Source organism: Mesorhizobium sp. CNPSo 4670, assembly GCF_057784235.1.
The window spans coordinates 53030-69635 of sequence record NZ_JBWJFQ010000009.1 but is presented as its reverse complement, the minus strand read 5'-3'; the positions used below and the strand labels follow the sequence as shown (position 1 = coordinate 69635).

At 63.6% G+C, this 16606-nt stretch carries 17 protein-coding genes; 3 read left to right on the top strand and 14 right to left on the bottom strand.

Annotated elements, in window-relative coordinates; translation table 11 throughout:
• Nucleotides 1–148: 148 nt before the first annotated feature.
• The 4 genes from AC0ZT5_RS16730 to rplS all read right to left on the bottom strand — a co-directional run bounded on the left by AC0ZT5_RS16730 (nucleotide 149) and on the right by rplS (nucleotide 2729).
• The gene (locus AC0ZT5_RS16730; RefSeq protein WP_095084031.1) at nucleotides 149–946 is read right to left on the bottom strand and encodes a transporter substrate-binding domain-containing protein; all 798 of its coding nucleotides are present in this window, start codon (nucleotides 944–946) and stop codon (nucleotides 149–151) included.
• A gap of 176 nt (nucleotides 947–1122) precedes the next feature.
• Nucleotides 1123–1608, bottom strand: a complete 486-nt coding sequence (locus AC0ZT5_RS16725; protein WP_488497320.1) for a MarR family winged helix-turn-helix transcriptional regulator — start codon at nucleotides 1606–1608, stop codon at nucleotides 1123–1125.
• Nucleotides 1605–2039, bottom strand: coding sequence for an organic hydroperoxide resistance protein (locus tag AC0ZT5_RS16720; RefSeq protein ID WP_488497319.1), 435 nt, complete (start codon nucleotides 2037–2039; stop codon nucleotides 1605–1607). Before AC0ZT5_RS16720 ends, AC0ZT5_RS16725 begins: the two co-directional genes overlap by 4 nt.
• 144 nt (nucleotides 2040–2183) lie before the next feature.
• Nucleotides 2184–2729 (bottom strand): 50S ribosomal protein L19, encoded by a 546-nt coding sequence (rplS, locus tag AC0ZT5_RS16715; RefSeq protein WP_477284455.1) that lies wholly within the window; start codon nucleotides 2727–2729, stop codon nucleotides 2184–2186.
• Nucleotides 2730–3057: 328 nt separating this feature from the next.
• Here rplS and AC0ZT5_RS16710 point away from each other — a divergent pair, with 328 nt between their 5' ends.
• A complete protein-coding gene (locus AC0ZT5_RS16710; protein ID WP_488497318.1) occupies nucleotides 3058–3810 on the top strand; it encodes a sulfite exporter TauE/SafE family protein in 753 nt (250 codons plus the stop codon).
• Here AC0ZT5_RS16710 and trmD read toward each other — a convergent pair.
• Together trmD and rimM are read right to left on the bottom strand one after the other, a co-directional pair.
• On the bottom strand, nucleotides 3792–4490 hold the full coding sequence (gene trmD / locus AC0ZT5_RS16705; RefSeq protein ID WP_488497317.1) for a tRNA (guanosine(37)-N1)-methyltransferase TrmD: 699 nt from the start codon (nucleotides 4488–4490) through the stop codon (nucleotides 3792–3794). The genes AC0ZT5_RS16710 and trmD overlap by 19 nt on opposite strands.
• A complete protein-coding gene (rimM, locus tag AC0ZT5_RS16700) occupies nucleotides 4487–5086 on the bottom strand; it encodes a ribosome maturation factor RimM (protein WP_488497316.1) in 600 nt (199 codons plus the stop codon). Before rimM ends, trmD begins: the two co-directional genes overlap by 4 nt.
• Nucleotides 5087–5260: 174 nt before the next feature.
• Between rimM and AC0ZT5_RS16695 the strand changes: the two genes are divergently transcribed.
• Both AC0ZT5_RS16695 and AC0ZT5_RS16690 read left to right on the top strand, forming a co-directional pair.
• Nucleotides 5261–6199, top strand: coding sequence for a tyrosine recombinase XerC (locus AC0ZT5_RS16695; RefSeq protein WP_488497315.1), 939 nt, complete (start codon nucleotides 5261–5263; stop codon nucleotides 6197–6199).
• 156 nt (nucleotides 6200–6355) lie between these two features.
• Entirely contained in the window at nucleotides 6356–7426 is a 1071-nt protein-coding gene (locus AC0ZT5_RS16690) for a TraB/GumN family protein (protein ID WP_488497455.1), read from the top strand.
• 2 nt (nucleotides 7427–7428) lie between these two features.
• On the opposite strand, the gene AC0ZT5_RS16685 is transcribed toward AC0ZT5_RS16690, so the two are convergent.
• The 8 genes from AC0ZT5_RS16685 to AC0ZT5_RS16650 all read right to left on the bottom strand — a co-directional run bounded on the left by AC0ZT5_RS16685 (nucleotide 7429) and on the right by AC0ZT5_RS16650 (nucleotide 16522).
• The gene (locus AC0ZT5_RS16685; protein WP_477284448.1) at nucleotides 7429–7905 is read right to left on the bottom strand and encodes a DUF2867 domain-containing protein; all 477 of its coding nucleotides are present in this window, start codon (nucleotides 7903–7905) and stop codon (nucleotides 7429–7431) included.
• A 491-nt stretch (nucleotides 7906–8396) separates the two neighbouring features.
• Nucleotides 8397–8522 (bottom strand): hypothetical protein, encoded by a 126-nt coding sequence (locus AC0ZT5_RS16680; protein WP_488497314.1) that lies wholly within the window; start codon nucleotides 8520–8522, stop codon nucleotides 8397–8399.
• Between the two features lie 198 nt (nucleotides 8523–8720).
• On the bottom strand, nucleotides 8721–10127 hold the full coding sequence (lpdA, locus tag AC0ZT5_RS16675; protein WP_488497313.1) for a dihydrolipoyl dehydrogenase: 1407 nt from the start codon (nucleotides 10125–10127) through the stop codon (nucleotides 8721–8723).
• Nucleotides 10128–10151: 24 nt separating this feature from the next.
• The gene (locus AC0ZT5_RS16670; RefSeq protein ID WP_488497312.1) at nucleotides 10152–10907 is read right to left on the bottom strand and encodes an SDR family oxidoreductase; all 756 of its coding nucleotides are present in this window, start codon (nucleotides 10905–10907) and stop codon (nucleotides 10152–10154) included.
• Nucleotides 10904–11413, bottom strand: a complete 510-nt coding sequence (locus AC0ZT5_RS16665; RefSeq protein WP_488497311.1) for a hypothetical protein — start codon at nucleotides 11411–11413, stop codon at nucleotides 10904–10906. The genes AC0ZT5_RS16670 and AC0ZT5_RS16665 overlap by 4 nt, the downstream gene beginning before the upstream one ends.
• 9 nt (nucleotides 11414–11422) lie before the next feature.
• Nucleotides 11423–12175 carry a DUF4241 domain-containing protein gene (locus tag AC0ZT5_RS16660; RefSeq protein WP_488497310.1) on the bottom strand — a complete coding sequence of 251 codons (753 nt, stop codon included), beginning with the start codon at nucleotides 12173–12175 and terminating at the stop codon, nucleotides 11423–11425.
• 16 nt (nucleotides 12176–12191) lie between these two features.
• The gene (gene odhB, locus AC0ZT5_RS16655) at nucleotides 12192–13472 is read right to left on the bottom strand and encodes a 2-oxoglutarate dehydrogenase complex dihydrolipoyllysine-residue succinyltransferase (RefSeq protein WP_488497309.1); all 1281 of its coding nucleotides are present in this window, start codon (nucleotides 13470–13472) and stop codon (nucleotides 12192–12194) included.
• Nucleotides 13473–13534: 62 nt separating this feature from the next.
• The gene (locus AC0ZT5_RS16650) at nucleotides 13535–16522 is read right to left on the bottom strand and encodes a 2-oxoglutarate dehydrogenase E1 component (RefSeq protein WP_488497308.1); all 2988 of its coding nucleotides are present in this window, start codon (nucleotides 16520–16522) and stop codon (nucleotides 13535–13537) included.
• Nucleotides 16523–16606 lie beyond the last annotated feature (84 nt).

Below are 16606 nucleotides of genomic sequence, written 5' to 3'. Positions count from 1 at the left end.
TGGCGTTGGAAATTGGCGAAAGCCAATGCAACATCCGATCTCCCCACTTGAGGGGGAGATGTCCGGCAGGACAGAGGGGGGTGTTCAAGCGCAGAGTCAGCGCGAGGATTACCGCGCCATCAATATGCAATGCGCTCGACAAGAGGGGTTACTGCCCCATCTTGTAATCAAGGAACCATTTCTTGTTGAGCGTGTCGAACGTGCCGTCGGCCTTGAGCGCCGCGATTGCCGCGTTGACTGGCTTCACCAGATCGGAACCCTTCGGGAAGATAAAGCCGAAATCCTCGGTGCCGAGCGGCCCGCCGATCAGCTTCAGCTTGCCGTCGGAGGCATCGACATAGCCCTTGCCCGCGGTGCCGTCGGTCAGGACGACATCGACGTCGCCGGACTTCAACGCCTGCACCGTCGCGCCAAAAGTCTCGAACAGTTTGATGCGCGGGTTCTGCTCATTGCCGTCGAGCACGCTGTAGACGGCGGTGTAGAAGGGCGTCGTACCGGCCTGGGCGCCGATCAGTCCGTCCTTGAAGGCGCCGAAGGTCTTGGCGTCAGTGAAGCGGCTTTCGTCGCCGCGCACCAGCATGAACTGTTCCGAACGCATATAGGGGTCGGAGAAGTCGACCTTCTGCTTGCGATCGTCCTTGATGGTGATGCCGGTCATGCCGATATTGTACTGGTTGTCGGAAACCGCCTGGATCATCGCGTCCCAGGAGGTGTTCTGGTACTCGACGGTGAAGTTCAGCCGCTTGGCGATCTCGTTCATCGCATCATATTCCCAGCCGATCTGTTTTCCCGTCTTGGCATCGATGAACTGCAGCGGCGGATAGGCGTTTTCGGTCACCACCACCACCTTCTTGCCGCCGAGATCGGGCAGCGCCTGCGCCAAGGCGGCAACGGGCGTAAGCATGAGGGCAAGCAGGCCGGCCAGCAGCAGTTTCGATTTGGTCATGACACACTCCCCGGAAGTGAAAGCGCCCGGACATCGGCCGGGCTTGCAGGAAAATCCGGCGCCGACTTTAGCTTTCCGCAAGCGTCATGCAAGACGGTGCACTGCGTCGGCGCACGTGAAAACGGAATCCAATACCTTCAATCCGGGGATTCCTGGACGATCGCGGTGGTGTCCCGTCAATCGGCGCTCGCTTCCCGCAAACCGTCGATCAGCCGGGTCAGGGAGTGATGCAGGGATTTCAGCTCGTCGCTATCGAGCGGCGAATGGCACCGCATCGCGGCCGACACCGCCTTGGCGCCCTCGCGCAGTGCTTTGCCGTGAGGCGTCGGTTCGACCAGCACCCGGCGTTCGTCGGCGGCATCGCGCCGGCGCGTGACCAAGCCGCTTGCTTCCAAGCGCTTGAGCAGCGGTGTCAGCGTTGCGGAATCGAGCCCCAGCGTTTCGCCGAGTTCGCCGACGGTACGCGGTGCATGCTCCCACAGCGCCAGCATGGTCAGGTATTGCGGGTAGGTCAGGCCGAGCGGCTCGAGCAGCGGCCGGTAGAGCCGTGTCATCAGCCCGCTCGCCGAATAGAGCGCGAAGCACAGATGCTGGTCGAGCTTCGGTATCCCGGCGAAATCCGCCGGGACGTCCAGGGGCGAAGGGATCGTTCTGGTGGTCATGCTGCCTTTGCCGGAAGCGCCTTTGCCGAAAGCGCCACCTCGATGTTGCCCTTGATGGCGTTGGAATAGGGGCAGATCTGGTGCGCTGCCGATACAAGCGCTTCCGCCGCCGCCTGATCAAGACCTTTCGTCTCTGCCGCCAGCGAAACGCCGAGCAGGAAACCGCCCTGGCCATTGGGATGCAGGCTGACATTGGCTGTCACCGACGCATCCTGCAGCGGCAGCTTCTGCTTGCCGGCGATGAAGCGCATGGCGCTTTCGAAGCAGGCGGCATAGCCGGCGGCGAAAAGCTGCTCGGGATTGGTGGCGCCTCCCTTGCCGCCAAGTTCCTTCGGCATGGCAAGGTCGAGGCTGAGCAGGCCATCGCTGCTCTGGACGTGGCCAGCGCGGCCGCCGACGGCGCGGGCTTGGGTGGAATACAATGCGGTCATCTCGTGTCTCCATTTATATTGTGCACGATTGTTTAGTACACGATATAAAAGGAGTCAATCGCGGATATCCAGCCAGTGCATCATTCCTGAAAACGAAAAAGGCGGCCGAAGCCGCCTTTTCTACAAACATGATTGGCGAAAAACTTATTCGGCGGTCGCGGCTTCCGCGGCCTTGGCTGCCTCAGCCTCGGCGGCTGCCTTCTTCTCGGCTGCTTCCTTGGCGGCCGTCTCGGCGGCCAGAGCCTCGGCGGCTGCCACCTTCTCGGCCTCGATGCGGGCCTTCTCGGCGTTCAGCGCATCGCGCTCGTCGTCGTTCAGCTTGCGGGCGCGCACGCCGGTGTTCTCCGAAATACGGGCCGACTTGCCGCGACGATCGCGCAGATAGTAGAGCTTGGCGCGACGCACCTTGCCGCGGCGGACGATCTCGACACCTTCGACCATCGGCGAATAGACCGGGAACACGCGCTCGACACCTTCGCCGTAGGAGATCTTGCGGACGGTGAAATTTTCCTGGAAGCCGGAACCGGCGCGGGCGATGACGACGCCCTCATAGGCCTGGACGCGGGTGCGGGTGCCTTCGGTCACGCGGACCTGGACGCGCACGGTGTCGCCTGGCTGGAATTCGGGAAGCTTGCGCTTGGCTTCGATCTTGGCGGCCTGCTCGGCCTCGAGTTGACGGAGGATATCCATCTCAAAAATCCACTTCTTGTTCTTCCGACAGCCAGAGCGTCCGACACTCGCCTTGCAGTTCCAATGACCGCTCGGCTATGCCCTTTATCGAAGACATCGGTGTCCAAGACATCGGGCAGGGGCGACTACACCGTCATTGTTGACGGGTCCGGCAGAATTTTTCTTGCCGGTACGGGCGGGCACATACAGCTATTTCAGCGCTTTGTCACGCCTGAACCTGAGTCTTTTTTGCCCGCATGGCACCATCATAAGCTTCCGGTGCCGGGTTGCGTCCGCGTGCCAGGCTTCCTAAGCCGGGGCGCAGCACAGTTTTCCGGGGCGGCCTTCCATGTCCATCTTCGACGCCATCCTGCTTTTCCTGGCGGGCTTTCTGTCAGGCGCCGCCAATGCGGTCGCCGGTGGCGGCACCTTTATCACCTTCGGCGCCATGACATTGGTCGGCCTGCCGCCGATCGTTGCCAACGCCACCTCCTCGGTGACGCAGTTTCCCGGCTACATCACCTCGACGCTCGCCTACTGGGATGACATCCGCCATTTCTGGCGTGGCGCATTGCTGCTCTGCATGATCTCGGCCGTCGGCGCGCTGGCCGGCGCGCTGATCCTGCTGGCGCTCGACAATCCGTCCTTCCGCGTCCTGGTGCCGTGGCTGCTGTTGGGCGCAACCGCATTGTTTGCCGCCGGTCCGTGGCTGAAGCCGTCGCCAAAACCCGGACATGAAGCGGCCGTCGGCTCGCTGACCGGGTCGCTGGCGCAGTTCGTTACCGCCGTCTATGGCGGCTTCTTCGGCGCCGGCATGGGCGTCATGATGCTGGCGACGCTCGGCCTGACGCAAGCCGGCGACTACCACCGGCTGAACGCGCTGAAGAACATGCTGGCCATTGTCATCGCCGCGGTGGCGATCGTTGTCTTCGTCTCGGGCGGCGTCGTCGCCTGGCCGCAGGCGATCATCATGATCCCGGGCGCCGCGCTGGGCGGCTATGCCGGTGTCTGGATCGCCAAGCGCGTGCCGCAGAACGCGGTGCGCGGCTTCGTCGTCGCGGTCGGCCTGTTCCTCGCCTTCTACTACTTCAGCAAAGGTTGAGCGCCGGGCAGATCCGGCCGCCGCTCTTTCGTCAGCGCCTCGGACTGAGCCCTCCGCCAAGCGGCGATCTTCTTGTGATTACCGGAAATCAGCACTTCGGGAATCTCGCGCCCCTCGAATTCCTGCGGCCGCGTGTAATGCGGGTGTTCGAGCAGGCCGTTCTCGAAACTCTCCTCTTCGCCCGACACCGCGTTGCCCATGACGCCGGGCAACAGCCGCACCACCGCGTCGAGCAGCACAAGGGCCGCCGGCTCACCTCCCGAGAGGACGAAATCGCCGATCGAAACCTCTTCCAATCCGCGCGCGTCGATCAGCCGCTGGTCGACGCCCTCGAAGCGGCCGCACAGGATCACAGCGCCCGGACCGGCGGCGAGTTCGCGCACGCGCGCCTGCGCCAGCGGCTTGCCGCGCGGGCTCATCAGCAGCCGCGGCCGCAAATCGCCCTCCGGTGAAGCATGGTCGATAGCCTTGGCCAAAACATCGGCGCGCATCACCATGCCGGCGCCGCCGCCGGCCGGCGTGTCGTCGACGGTGCGGTGGCGGTCGGTGGCAAAGTCTCGGATCTGGATCGCTTCCAGCGACCATGTGCCGGCCTCCAGTGCCCGGCCGGCCAACGACAGGCCGAGCGCGCCCGGAAACATCTCGGGATAGAGCGTCAGCACCGATGCTTTGAACGTCACCGGTTGCCCCCGGCGTCGCGCGGTCCGCGCGGCCTGCCCTTCGGATCGAAGTCCTCCTCGCGCGGCGCATCGCCATCCTCGTCCTCGAGCAGCCCTGCCGCCGCCGGGTCGACGCGGACAAAGCCCTCGGCGATCGACACATCAGGCACGGCGGCCTGCGTGAACGGGATCAGCACGCCCTTGCGTCCGCCCAATGTCACATCGAGAATGTCGCCGCCGCCGAAATTGTGCACGGCGACGACCTTGCCGATCGCGGCACCGGTATCATCCCGGACCTCCAGCCCGACCAGGTCGGCATGGTAGAATTCGTCCTCCTCGCCATCGTCGGGCAGCATCGAACGGTCGACGAACAGTTCGGTGCCGGCGAGCGCCTCGGCGGCGTTGCGGTCGGCAACACCCTTGAAGCGGACGACGACGACCGTGTTGGCGGGCCTGATGTCGATGATCTGGAAGGCGCGGCCGTCCCTGGCATAGAGCGGCCCATAATCGGCCAGCGCCAGCGGCTCACCAGTGAAGGTCTTGACCCGCAATTCGCCCTTGATGCCGTGGGCGGCGCCGATCACGGCCATCTGGACGGGGTTCTGGGGCTTGCTCATGGCGTGACATCCTTTGGCTTTGCTCTAACGCTCCCCGATTGTCATTTCAATGACATGGCTCTTCACCGCTTCCTAACCCGGCTGCCGGAAAATGGCGGCTGATGCATGTCGCCCAAAAGTGGAGCCCGGTTTTGGGGACAACGGCATGCATGAAGCAAAGTTTGAAAGCACGCCATGCAGGAATTCCTCATCCCGGCAAAACCCGATCTCCAGGCGGCGCGTGAAAGCTGGCTAAAGATGCTGGCGCGCGAACGCCGGCTGTCGCCGGAGACGGTCGAGGCCTATGAGCGCGACACGCGGCAGTTCCTGCATTTCCTCACCGGCCATTGTGGCGGCTCGCCCGGCATTTCGGACATCGCCAATCTGCGCCCAGCCGATCTGCGCGGCTTCCTCGCCGCGCGCCGCAACGCCGGCGCCGGCGCCCGCACGCTTGGCCGCGGACTGGCGGGCATCCGTTCGCTGCTGCGGTTCCTCGAACGGCGCGGCCTCGTCAACGCGGCCGGTGCGGCAGCCTTGCGCGCGCCGCGCCAGCCCAAATCACTGCCCAAGCCGCTGACGGCAAGCGATGCCAAGCATGTCGTTTCCGTCGAAGGCCAACTGGCGGAAGAGCCGTGGATCGCCGCCCGCAACGCCGCCGTGCTGACGCTGCTCTACGGCTCCGGCCTGCGCATTTCCGAGGCGCTCGGCCTCGCAGCTGCCGATCTGGCATTGGCGACCGACACCGTGCTACGCGTCACCGGCAAGGGTGGCAAGACGCGGCTGGTGCCGGTGCTGCCGGTGGCGCTGCGGGCGATCGCCGAATACCGCCGGCTCTGCCCCTATCATCTCGACCCGAAGGGCTTTTTGTTTCGCGGCGCGCGCGGCGGCCCGCTCAATCCGGCCATAGTCCAGCGCGACATGGCCAAGCTGCGCTCGGCGCTCAACCTGCCCGATACCGCGACGCCGCACGCGCTACGCCATTCCTTCGCCACGCATCTGCTCGGCCGCGGCGGCGATTTGCGCACCATCCAGGAGCTCTTGGGCCACGCCAGCCTGTCGACGACGCAGATCTACACCGGCGTCGACACTGCCAGGCTGCTCGAAATTTATGAGTCTGCCCATCCCCGCGCCTGAGTCAGTGTCAAGCGAACCGGCGCACTAGCCGGTCGAAGACAATTTTGCAGTGCCGATTAACCGTTTTGCCGCTTTTTGCGCCTAGACCTGACCATGATCCCGAAAAGTGGGGCCCGGTTTTCGGAAAAGGTCATGGTCAAACATGAAGACAGCGTCATGAAACGCGTCATCGCCATCGCCGACCGTGCAGCTTCCGTGTCGCTGAAGCTGCTTGTCGCGCTCAATGTCCTGTTTTTCCTCTCGTTCCTCGCCGTCCTGCTGCTCGCGGCCGGCAGGGCGCATGCCGAGATACCGACCTGCACCGGCGCCGACATGCTGTCTGCCTTGCAGAAGAGCGATCCGTCAGCCTACCAGAAGATCGAAGCCGAAGCCGCCGCCACGCCGAACGGCAAGGGGCTGCTGTGGAAGCTGGAGAAGCCGGGCGAAATACCGTCCTTCCTGTTCGGCACCATGCACATGACCGACCCGCGCGTCACCGCGCTGCCGCCGGCCGCGCAGAAGGCCTATGACGCCGCCGCCACCATCGTCATCGAAACCACCGACGTGCTCGACAAGCAACAGATGATGGCGGCGATGCTCAAGGAGCCGGACCTGATGATGTTCACCGACTCCACGACGCTGTCGTCATTGCTGTCGCCGGACGATGCGGCGGCCATGAATGCCGCACTTGACGCGCGTGGCATCCCGCCGGCAACCGTCGCCAAAATGAAGCCGTGGATGCTCTCGGCCATGATGGCGCTTCCGGCTTGCGAACTCGCCCGCCAGTCCGGCGGCGCCCCGGTGCTCGACGTCAAGCTGGCTGAAGGTGCCAAGGCCGCCGGCAAGCCGGTTGAGGGACTGGAAACGGCTGCCAGCCAGTTGCGCGCCATGGCCTCGCTGCCGCTGGCCTTTCACATGAAGGGGCTGGTCGACACGCTGAAGCTGGGCGACAAGGTCAACGACATCAACGAAACCATGATCGTTCTCTACCAGCGCGGCGACACCGGCATGTTCTGGCCGCTGTTCCGCGCGGCCATGCCTGATGAGCAGGACGACCCCGCAGGCTATGCCGCGTTCGAGGAAACCATGATCACCAGCCGCAACAAGGTCATGGTCGATCATGCTCAGCCGATCCTGGCCAGGGGCAATGCCTTCATGGCGGTCGGAGCCCTCCACCTTCCGGGTCCGGAGGGACTGGTCGAGGATTTCCGCAAGGCGGGCTACACTGTCACGGCCGTGGGGCTTTAACTCTACTTGGTCAAAACCTGAGCCAGCATCGCCGGAACGATGATCCGGTGAAACGGCTTGACTACAGCGAGATAGGTCCGCCCAAGCAGGTTGTGGGTCTTCACGATCGTCGACGCAGCCACTTCCTGCCGGCCCGCGCCGAGGTCGTTCACCTCCACCAGGAGGCGGAAATCGAGATGCCGGTCGTCCAGGCCAAGGACGATCCTGCCGGGCGCCTGGCTGATGAGCGGAAAGATACCGACCCTGCCTTCCGGCAACACGTCACGTTCCACCCCCGTTTTCAGCCCGAATGGCCTGACGGCGAGGTTGCGCAGCAGCATAAGCCAGCCGACCCATCGCGGTGTTCGCCCCAGGACACGTTCGGCCGCGCCAATTGCGGTCAGTGCAAGACCATCGGTTGTCAGCACGTATCGGTCGGCGAACTGAGCGCCGGCAAGAGCGCCCTCAGGATCGGGAAAAGTTTGTGCAGTGGGCGTCATAACCGGCAAATCCCTCGCAACCAACGATAGCACAGGTTGCTATGGCTCGCTGCGTGGCGAAACGCCGCCAGTCCGGTGGCGACCCGGTCCCGAAGGCCTGGTCGAGGATTTCCGCAAAGCCGGCTATACTGTCACCGCTGTCAACTGAGTCGCCGCATGGTGGTGGAGGATCCGGGCGTCGCGTTTTCGGCGTTTTCCTCGACTAGTGTGAAACCCATTCGACGGTAACGCGTTGATGGCTGTTGTTTGATGTTTTTCATCCACGGAGGACACTTTTATGGCGAACACACCGAATCCAAACGACCCGTTCAATTCGTCCACCAACGCTCCTCGCCCAAGCGGCGGTGGCAGCACCTGGCTGATTGTGCTGGTCGTCGTTATTCTGGCGGTTGTCGCGTATTATGTTTTCGGAAGAAGCGGCGGTGAGCATCCGGCACCTGCCGAGGCGCCGGCGGCCAGCACACCGGCACCTGCGCCGGCTCCTGCAGAACCTATGAAGCCAGCCGAACCGGCTCCGGCTGCGCCCGCTCCAGCGGCGCCTGCCCCAGCGCCCGCACCGGCTCCAGCGCCTGCGCCGGCTCCTGCCGCACCGGCCAACTGATCAGGCTCGATATCAAATACGAACGGCCCGCCAAAAAGGCGGGCCGTTTTGCTTTGGGTGGTGCCGCCTTAAAGGCTTTTCCAGAAACTCGCTCCGGTGAGTCAGCTGGTGTGGTTTTCGAGAACCGGAGCGCAGCGGACGTTTGAGTCCGTGAGCACCGGAAGCGGAGAAAACCACGCCAGATGGCCGCCGGAGTAGAGTCTATGAAATGCCTTTAGATGTGGATCGGCTTGAAGAAGGTGGCCAGCGCCGCCTCCTTGACCGCTTCCGACATGGTCGGGTGTGCATGGCAGGTGCGGGCGAGATCCTCGGACGAGCCGCCGAACTCCATCAGCACCGCCGCCTCGTGGATCATCTCGCCGGCGCCGAAGCCGACGATATGAACACCAAGCACGCGATCGCTTGCCTTGTCGGCGAGGATCTTGACGAAACCGTCGGTGTGCAGCATGGCGCGCGCCCGGCCATTGGCGGTGAACGGGAATTTCCCCGCCTTGTAGTCGATGCCCGCCTTCTTCAGCTCCTCCTCGGTCTTGCCGACCGAGGCGATTTCCGGGCTGGTGTAGACGACACTCGGAATGACGTCATAGTTCACATGGCCGGCCTGGCCGGCAATGGTTTCCGCCACCGCCACGCCCTCGTCCTCGGCCTTGTGCGCCAGCATCGGCCCGGCGATGACATCGCCGATGGCGTAGATGCCGGGCACGTTGGTTCTGAGATGGCCATCGGTCGTGACCCGGCCACGCTCGTCGACCTCGACGCCGGCTTCCTTGAGCCCAAGGCTGTCGGAATAGGCGCGGCGCCCGGTTGCGATCAGCACCGCGTCGGCCTCGATGGTCTCGGCAGCACCGCCCTTGACCGGTTCGAAGGTGACGGTCGCGCCCTTCTTGGCCTTGGCGACACCGGTGACCTTGGTGCCGAGCTTGAACTCGAAACCCTGCTTCGACAGCATTCGCTGGAACTGCTTGGAGACCTCGCCGTCCATGCCACCCAGGATGGTGTCGAGGAATTCGACGACGGTGACCTTGGCGCCAAGCCGCGCCCACACCGAGCCGAGCTCGAGGCCGATGACACCGCCGCCGACCACCACCAGATGGCCAGGTACTTTTTCCAGCGACAGCGCGCCGGTCGACGACACGATCACCTTCTCGTCGATATCGACCTTGACGCCGGGAATGCCAGCGACATCCGAACCAGTGGCGATAACGATGTTCTTGGTCTCGATCTCCTCGACCTTGCCGTCCTCGCCGGTCACCGAGACCTTGCCGGCGGCGATCACCTTGCCGGTGCCGCGAAAGCTGTCGATTTTGTTTTTCTTGAACAGGAAGGCGACGCCGTTGACGTTCGACGCCACCGTCGCGTCTTTGTGCGCCATCATCTTCTTCAGGTTCAATTTCGGCGAGGCGATCTCGACACCGAGCGTGTCGAAGGAATGGCCCGCCTCGGCGAACATCTCGGAAGCATAAAGCAGCGCCTTGGACGGAATGCAGCCGATGTTGAGGCAGGTGCCGCCGAAGGTCGCGTTCTTCTCGACCACCGCCGTCTTCAGCCCGAGCTGCGCGGCCTTGATGGCGCAGACATAGCCGCCCGGTCCCGATCCGATGATAACGACGTCATAAGCCATGATACTGTCCTTCTTGATTGGGGCTCAGCGGCCGCCGCTTACATTCAGGATCGCGCCCGTCGTATAGGACGCGGCGTCGGATAAGAGATAGAGAACCGCACCAGCGACTTCATCAGCCGTGCCGGCTCTTTTCATCGGAAGCGTATCCCGGATCAGTGCCACCCGGTCCGGCTGTCCGCCGGAGGCATGGATGTCCGTATCGATGATACCCGGGCGCACCGCATTGACGCGGATGCCTTCCAGCGCCACCTCGCGGGCGAGCCCGATCGTGAACGTGTCGATGGCGCCCTTGGAGGCGGCATAGTCGACATAGTTGTCCGCGGCGCCAAGCACCGCGGCAGCCGACGATATGTTGACGATCGATCCGCCCTTGCCGCCGTGGCGCGTCGACATGCGCTTCACCGCCTCGCGGGCGCAGAGGAACGAACCGACGACATTGATGCGCATCATGCGCTCCAGCCGCGAAAAATCCATCTCGTCGACGCGCGCCTTGACGTCGACGATACCGGCATTGTTGACGAAGGCATCGAGCCGGCCATAGGCGCGGTCGACGGCGCCGAACATGGCAACGATATCGGCCTCGACGCCGACATCGCCCTTGACGGCAAGAGCGTCGCCGCCGGCGGCCTGGATCTCGGCGACGAGCGCCTCGGCGGCGTCCTTATTCGCAGCGTAGTTGACCGCGACGCGGTAGCCGGCCTTCGAGCCGAGCCGGCAGATCGCGGCGCCGATGCCGCGGCTGCCGCCGGTGACCAGCAGCACCTTTTGCGTCCCGCTCATTCCTGGCATCCCTTCAAGGCAAAAACATCCCACGGCACTTTCGAAAATCCGTTTCCGCCATAGGCCGAGGATTGACGCAACGACTGCCCAAGATCGGGTAGGATCAGCGTCTTCGGCGCCTCGACGCCTTCGGCCGGCAGCAGCCCGATGCTGCCCTTGTCGTCCGACGTGTAGATGACGCCGTGCCAGGCCGTACAGGCGGCAAGCTCCTCGCCGGTGACATCGCCCTCAGGGCATTTGTACATCAGCACGCCGTTCGGCCGCGACACGCCCTCGTTCCACATGACGATGCCGTTCAGCACCACATTGTTGTCGAGGATCATCCGGAAGCTGTTGGTGACGGTCGCCGAGGTCCCGGTCGGGCTAAAATCGATCTCGCTGCCGCTCTGGGCATCGCCGTAGACGGAGAGTTCGATCGGGCAGGCTGCGATTGCGGCCGAGCCGGTGAACAAGACTGCCAGAGATCCCGCTAGGCATGCGATGGCGGACGACAAGGGGCTTTGCATCGCGGCGACCTACTGGCTCTCGCGGCCATCGGCGTTTTCAAGCACTTCAAAGTCGGTCATCAGCAGCAGCGGCTCGCCAGCCGCGCTTAGTCCCCAGAACGATGGATAGATCCCGTCACCCCAGCCGCTCGAGAACATCGCAATGTTGAGGGGATTGCCGGCAACGGGGTGATGCATCACGAACCGATCCTGGTTGGGCGCAAACTCGGCCGCCAGGACGTCGTCATAGTAATTCTGCTTGGCTTCAAGCTTGTCCTGCTGCTCAGACATCAACGCCATTGCCATCTTGTCCATGAACGAACCAAGACCGGCATCGACGGGATATCCAAATACCTCGTCGCCCTTCAGGGTCGATGCATCCTGATCGGGCAAGGTTGCCACCTCCCAGCGAAACGGCCTACCGGGCCGAAAGCGCAGGACTGCTGCAGCAACACGGCCTTGTGCCTCAAGCAACGATACCGGGTAGCGCCCTGGTCTGACCTTGCGGCTTAACGCTGGCCAGTCGGTTCCGGTAGTCAGCGGATCGCAGGCGACAATTTCGCCTGTCGGCAAATCCAGCTCGCCGATCACCGTGACCGTTATCTCGCGCTCCGCCATTTGCGCATCGCTCAGGTCGAAGAGGCCGAGATTGCTGCTCGCCTGCGCCGGATCCCATTCGACCGACACTACCGCCGGCGTGGACATAGAGGTCCACGGCTCACGCCGTAAAATCCGTAGCCCACGGCCCAGCTTGAACCCCAACTGCTCCAGCCAGCCGCTCATTGCGGATCAGCTCCGCTCACAGATCCAGAACCAGCCGTTCCGGATCCTCCAGGCTTTCCTTGACACGGACCAGGAAGGTCACCGCTTCCTTCCCATCGACGATGCGGTGATCGTAGCTGAGCGCCAGGTACATCATCGGCCGGATCACGATCTGGCCGCCGACCACCACCGGCCGGTCCTGGATCTTGTGCATGCCCAGAATGCCCGACTGCGGCGCGTTGAGGATCGGCGTCGACATCAGCGACCCGTAGACGCCACCGTTGGAAATCGTAAACGTGCCGCCTTGCATGTCGGCGACCGAAAGCTTGCCGTCGCGCGCGGCGATGCCCAGGCGGCCGATCTCCTTCTCGATCTCGGCGATCGACATCTGGTCGGCATCGCGCACGACCGGCACGACCAGGCCCTTTTCGGTGCCGACGGCGACGCCGATATGGGCATAGTTCTTGAAGATGATGTCGGTGCTATCGATCTCGGCATTGACCGAGGGGATTTCCTTCAAAGCGTGGGTGACGGCCTTGGTGAAGAAGCCCATGAAGCCGAGCTTCACGCCGTGCTTCTTCTCGAACACGTCCTTGTACTTGGTCCTGAGCGCCATCACGGCGCTCATGTCGACCTCGTTGAAGGTGGTCAGCATGGCGGCGGTCGACTGTGCTTCCTTGAGCCGGCGCGCGATGGTCTGGCGCAATTTGGTCATGCGCACGCGCTCCTCGCGCGACGCATCGTCGCCCGAGGACGGCGCCCGCACGGCAACCGGCGCCGGGGCTGCCCTGGGCGTCTCGGCCGGCTGTGATGGCGCGCCCTTCGAGATCGCGTCGAGCACGTCGCCCTTCAGCACCTGGCCGCGCTTGCCCGAGCCGGAGAGCTGGTCGACAGCGAGATTGTTCTCGGCGATTAGTTTTGCCGCGGCCGGGGCCGGCGGCATGCTGCGCGGCTCGACCGCGCCGGCGTCGCCGGCGATCTTGGCGGTTTCGGCTGCCGCCTGCTTGCCGGTCGATGCCGCATCCGGCGACGAGGCCTGCGACACCGCCTGTGGCTTGGTCGCCGGGACGGCGGCATCGCCACCTGCCGAAATCGAACCCAGCAGCGCGCCGACGCCGACCGTTTCGCCTTCCTTGACGGTGATCTCGCCCAGCGTGCCGGCGGCGGCGGCAGGCACCTCCACCGTCACCTTGTCGGTCTCGAGCTCGACCAGCGGTTCATCGGCGGCGATCGTGTCGCCGACCTTCTTGAACCATCTGCCGACGGTCGCTTCGCTGACGGATTCGCCGAGAGTGGGAACGCGGATTTCGGTAGCCATTGTGCCTGTCCGTTTCTTCCTGAGTTATTCGCCCAGATCTGTTCTATTCACCCAAATCACTTCTATTCACCGAGCGCGTCTTCGAGCAAGGCGGCGAGCTGGGCGAGATGCTTCGACATCAGTCCGGTCGCCGGCGAGGCGGCCGCCGGGCGGCCGGTGTAGCGGACCCGCTGATGCTTGGCGTCGATATGCGCCAGCACCCATTCCAGATAGGGGTCGATGAACGACCAAGCGCCCATGTTCTTGGGCTCTTCCTGGCACCACACCATCTCCGCATTGCGGAAACGTGACAGTTCCGTGATCAGCGCCTTGGCCGGGAACGGATAGAGCTGTTCGACACGCAGCAGGTAGATGTCGTTGATGCCGCGCTTCTCGCGCTCCTCGTAGAGGTCGTAATAGACCTTGCCCGAGCACAGCACGACGCGACGGATCTTCGAATCCTTGGTGAGTTTGATCGCCTGGTTGGGGAGCAGCTGGGCATCGTCCCACAACAGCCGGTGGAACGAGCTTTCGCCCGAGATTTCCGGCAGCGTCGACACCGCCCGCTTGTGGCGCAGCAGCGACTTCGGCGTCATCAGGATCAGCGGCTTGCGGAAATCGCGCTTCAGCTGCCGGCGCAGGATGTGGAAATAGTTAGCCGGCGTCGTGCAGTTCGCCACTTGCATGTTGTCTTCGGCGCAAAGCTGCAGGAAGCGCTCGAGCCGGGCCGAGGAATGCTCCGGGCCCTGGCCTTCATAGCCATGCGGCAAGAGGCAGACGAGGCCCGACATTCGGAGCCACTTGCGCTCGCCTGACGAGATGAACTGGTCGAACACCACCTGGGCGCCGTTGGCGAAGTCGCCGAACTGCGCTTCCCACAGGGTCAGCGCCTTCGGCTCGGCCAGGCTGTAGCCATATTCGAAGCCCAGCACGGCCTCTTCCGACAGCATCGAGTTGATGACTTCGTAGCCGGCCTGCGCCGCCGACAGATTGTTGAGCGGGATATAGCGGGTCTCGTCGCGCTGGTCGTAGAGCACGGAATGGCGTTGCGAGAAGGTCCCGCGTTCGGAATCCTGCCCCGACAGGCGGATCGGATTGCCGTCGAGCAGGATGGCGCCGAAGGCCAGCGCCTCGGCTGTCGACCAGTCGATACCTTCGCCAGATTCGATCGCCTGGCGGCGGTTCTCGAGGAAGCGGATGATCGTCTTGTGCGCCTCGAAATCCTTCGGCACCTCGGTCAGCTTCTTGCCGATTTCCTTCAGCGTCTTGACCGGCACGGCGGTCTTGCCGCGCCGCTGTTCGTCCTGGTTGTCGGCGGTGCGCAGCCCCGACCAGGCGCCGTCCAGCCAGTCGGCCTTGTTGGGCTTGTAGCTCTGGCCGACTTCCCACTCCGATTCCAGATGCGCCCGCCAGTCGGCCTTCAACTGGTCGAGTTCGGCCTGGGTGATGTGGGCCTCGGCGATCAGCCGGTCGCCGTAGATCTGCACCGTCGTCTTGTGGGTACGGATGTTGCGGTACATGATCGGCTGGGTGAAGGCCGGTTCGTCGCCCTCATTGTGGCCGAAGCGGCGGTAGCAGAACATGTCGACCACGACAGGCTTGTGGAACTTCATGCGGAATTCGATCGCCACCTTGGCGGCATGGACGACGGCTTCCGGATCGTCGCCATTGACGTGGAAGATCGGCGCTTCGATCATCTTGGCCACATCCGAAGGATAGGGCGACGAGCGCGAGAAACGCGGATTGGTGGTGAAGCCGATCTGGTTGTTGATGATGAAATGCAGCGTGCCGGCGACACGATGGCCGCGCAGGCCGGACAGGCCGAGGATTTCGGCAATCACGCCCTGGCCGGCGAAGGCGGCATCGCCGTGCAGCAGCAGCGGCAGCACCTTGGCGCGCTCTTCCAGCGGCACGATCTCCTCGCGGCTGCGGCCGAACAGATAATCCTGCTTGGCGCGCGCCTTGCCCATCACCACCGGATCGACGATTTCCAGATGCGAGGGATTGGCTGTCAAGGACAGATGCACCTTGTTGCCGTCGAACTCGCGGTCCGACGAGGCGCCGAGATGGTACTTGACGTCACCCGAGCCCTCGACCTCGTCGGGTGCGGCCGAACCGCCCTTGAACTCGTGGAAAATGGCGCGGTGCGGCTTGGCCATCACCTGGGAAAGCACGTTCAGCCGGCCGCGATGCGCCATGCCGAGCACGATCTCCTTCATGCCCAGCTGTCCGCCGCGCTTGACGATCTGCTCCAGCGCCGGGATCAGCGATTCACTGCCATCGAGCCCGAAGCGCTTGGTACCCTTGTACTTGACGTCGATGAACTGCTCGAAGCCTTCGGCCTCGACCAACTTCTGCAGGATCGCCTTCTTGCCGGCGGCGGTGAAGGAGATCTCCTTGTCGGCGCCCTCGATGCGCGCCTGGATCCAGGCCTTTTCCTCAGGATCGGAAATATGCATGAACTCAACGCCCAGCGTCGAGCAATAGGTGCGTGTCAGGATCTCCAGCATCTGCCGGATGGTGCCGAATTCGAGCCCGAGCACATTGTCGAGGAAGATCGGCCGGTCGTAGTCGGCGGCGGTGAAGCCGTAATTTTCCGGCGACAGCTCATTGTAGTCCTCGAGCGGCTTGGCGATGCCGAGCGGGTCGAGATTGGCGTGCAGATGGCCGCGCATGCGGTAGGCGCGGATCATCATGATGGCGCGCACCGAATCGCGCGTCGCCTGGTGCACGTCGGCGTCGGAAAGGATGATGCCGTTGGTGACCGCCTTATCCTTGACCTTCTTTTCCAGATGCTTCTCGACGATGCCCCAGTTGCCGTCGAGCGCCGACACCAGTTCGCCATTGGCCTGCAGCGGCCAGGAGGGCTTGGCCCAGGAGGCGCCCTTGGCGTTCCTGCGCACATCGCCCGCGTCGTCCTTCAGCCCGGCGAAGAACTCCTGCCATTCGGGATTGACCGAAGCTGGATCGTCCTCATAGGCGGCGTAGAGCGCGTCGATATAGTCGGCGTTGCCGCCATAGAGGAATGAAGTGAGCGAAAACTGGTCGTTGGCCTGATCTTGTCTTGCCATGTCTCTATCGAAGCCTTGGCTTCGTCTCCTTGTCAGAGCGAATAGGGAGTAGCGGATAGCGACTAGGGATTTTCCCAGGGTCGC

What these genes read in the sequence shown, in the direction of transcription:
- AC0ZT5_RS16730 (WP_095084031.1), bottom strand. Translation starts at nt 946, where the DNA reads ATGACCAAATCGAAACTGCTGCTGGCCGGCCTGCTTGCCCTCATGCTT.
- AC0ZT5_RS16725 (WP_488497320.1), bottom strand. Translation starts at nt 1,608, where the DNA reads ATGACCACCAGAACGATCCCTTCGCCCCTGGACGTCCCGGCGGATTTC.
- AC0ZT5_RS16720 (WP_488497319.1), bottom strand. Translation starts at nt 2,039, where the DNA reads ATGACCGCATTGTATTCCACCCAAGCCCGCGCCGTCGGCGGCCGCGCT.
- rplS (WP_477284455.1), bottom strand. Translation starts at nt 2,729, where the DNA reads ATGGATATCCTCCGTCAACTCGAGGCCGAGCAGGCCGCCAAGATCGAA.
- AC0ZT5_RS16710 (WP_488497318.1), top strand. Translation starts at nt 3,058, where the DNA reads ATGTCCATCTTCGACGCCATCCTGCTTTTCCTGGCGGGCTTTCTGTCA.
- rimM (WP_488497316.1), bottom strand. Translation starts at nt 5,086, where the DNA reads ATGAGCAAGCCCCAGAACCCCGTCCAGATGGCCGTGATCGGCGCCGCC.
- AC0ZT5_RS16695 (WP_488497315.1), top strand. Translation starts at nt 5,261, where the DNA reads ATGCAGGAATTCCTCATCCCGGCAAAACCCGATCTCCAGGCGGCGCGT.
- AC0ZT5_RS16690 (WP_488497455.1), top strand. Translation starts at nt 6,356, where the DNA reads ATGAAACGCGTCATCGCCATCGCCGACCGTGCAGCTTCCGTGTCGCTG.
- AC0ZT5_RS16685 (WP_477284448.1), bottom strand. Translation starts at nt 7,905, where the DNA reads ATGACGCCCACTGCACAAACTTTTCCCGATCCTGAGGGCGCTCTTGCC.
- lpdA (WP_488497313.1), bottom strand. Translation starts at nt 10,127, where the DNA reads ATGGCTTATGACGTCGTTATCATCGGATCGGGACCGGGCGGCTATGTC.
- AC0ZT5_RS16670 (WP_488497312.1), bottom strand. Translation starts at nt 10,907, where the DNA reads ATGAGCGGGACGCAAAAGGTGCTGCTGGTCACCGGCGGCAGCCGCGGC.
- AC0ZT5_RS16665 (WP_488497311.1), bottom strand. Translation starts at nt 11,413, where the DNA reads ATGCAAAGCCCCTTGTCGTCCGCCATCGCATGCCTAGCGGGATCTCTG.
- AC0ZT5_RS16660 (WP_488497310.1), bottom strand. Translation starts at nt 12,175, where the DNA reads ATGAGCGGCTGGCTGGAGCAGTTGGGGTTCAAGCTGGGCCGTGGGCTA.
- odhB (WP_488497309.1), bottom strand. Translation starts at nt 13,472, where the DNA reads ATGGCTACCGAAATCCGCGTTCCCACTCTCGGCGAATCCGTCAGCGAA.
- AC0ZT5_RS16650 (WP_488497308.1), bottom strand. Translation starts at nt 16,522, where the DNA reads ATGGCAAGACAAGATCAGGCCAACGACCAGTTTTCGCTCACTTCATTC.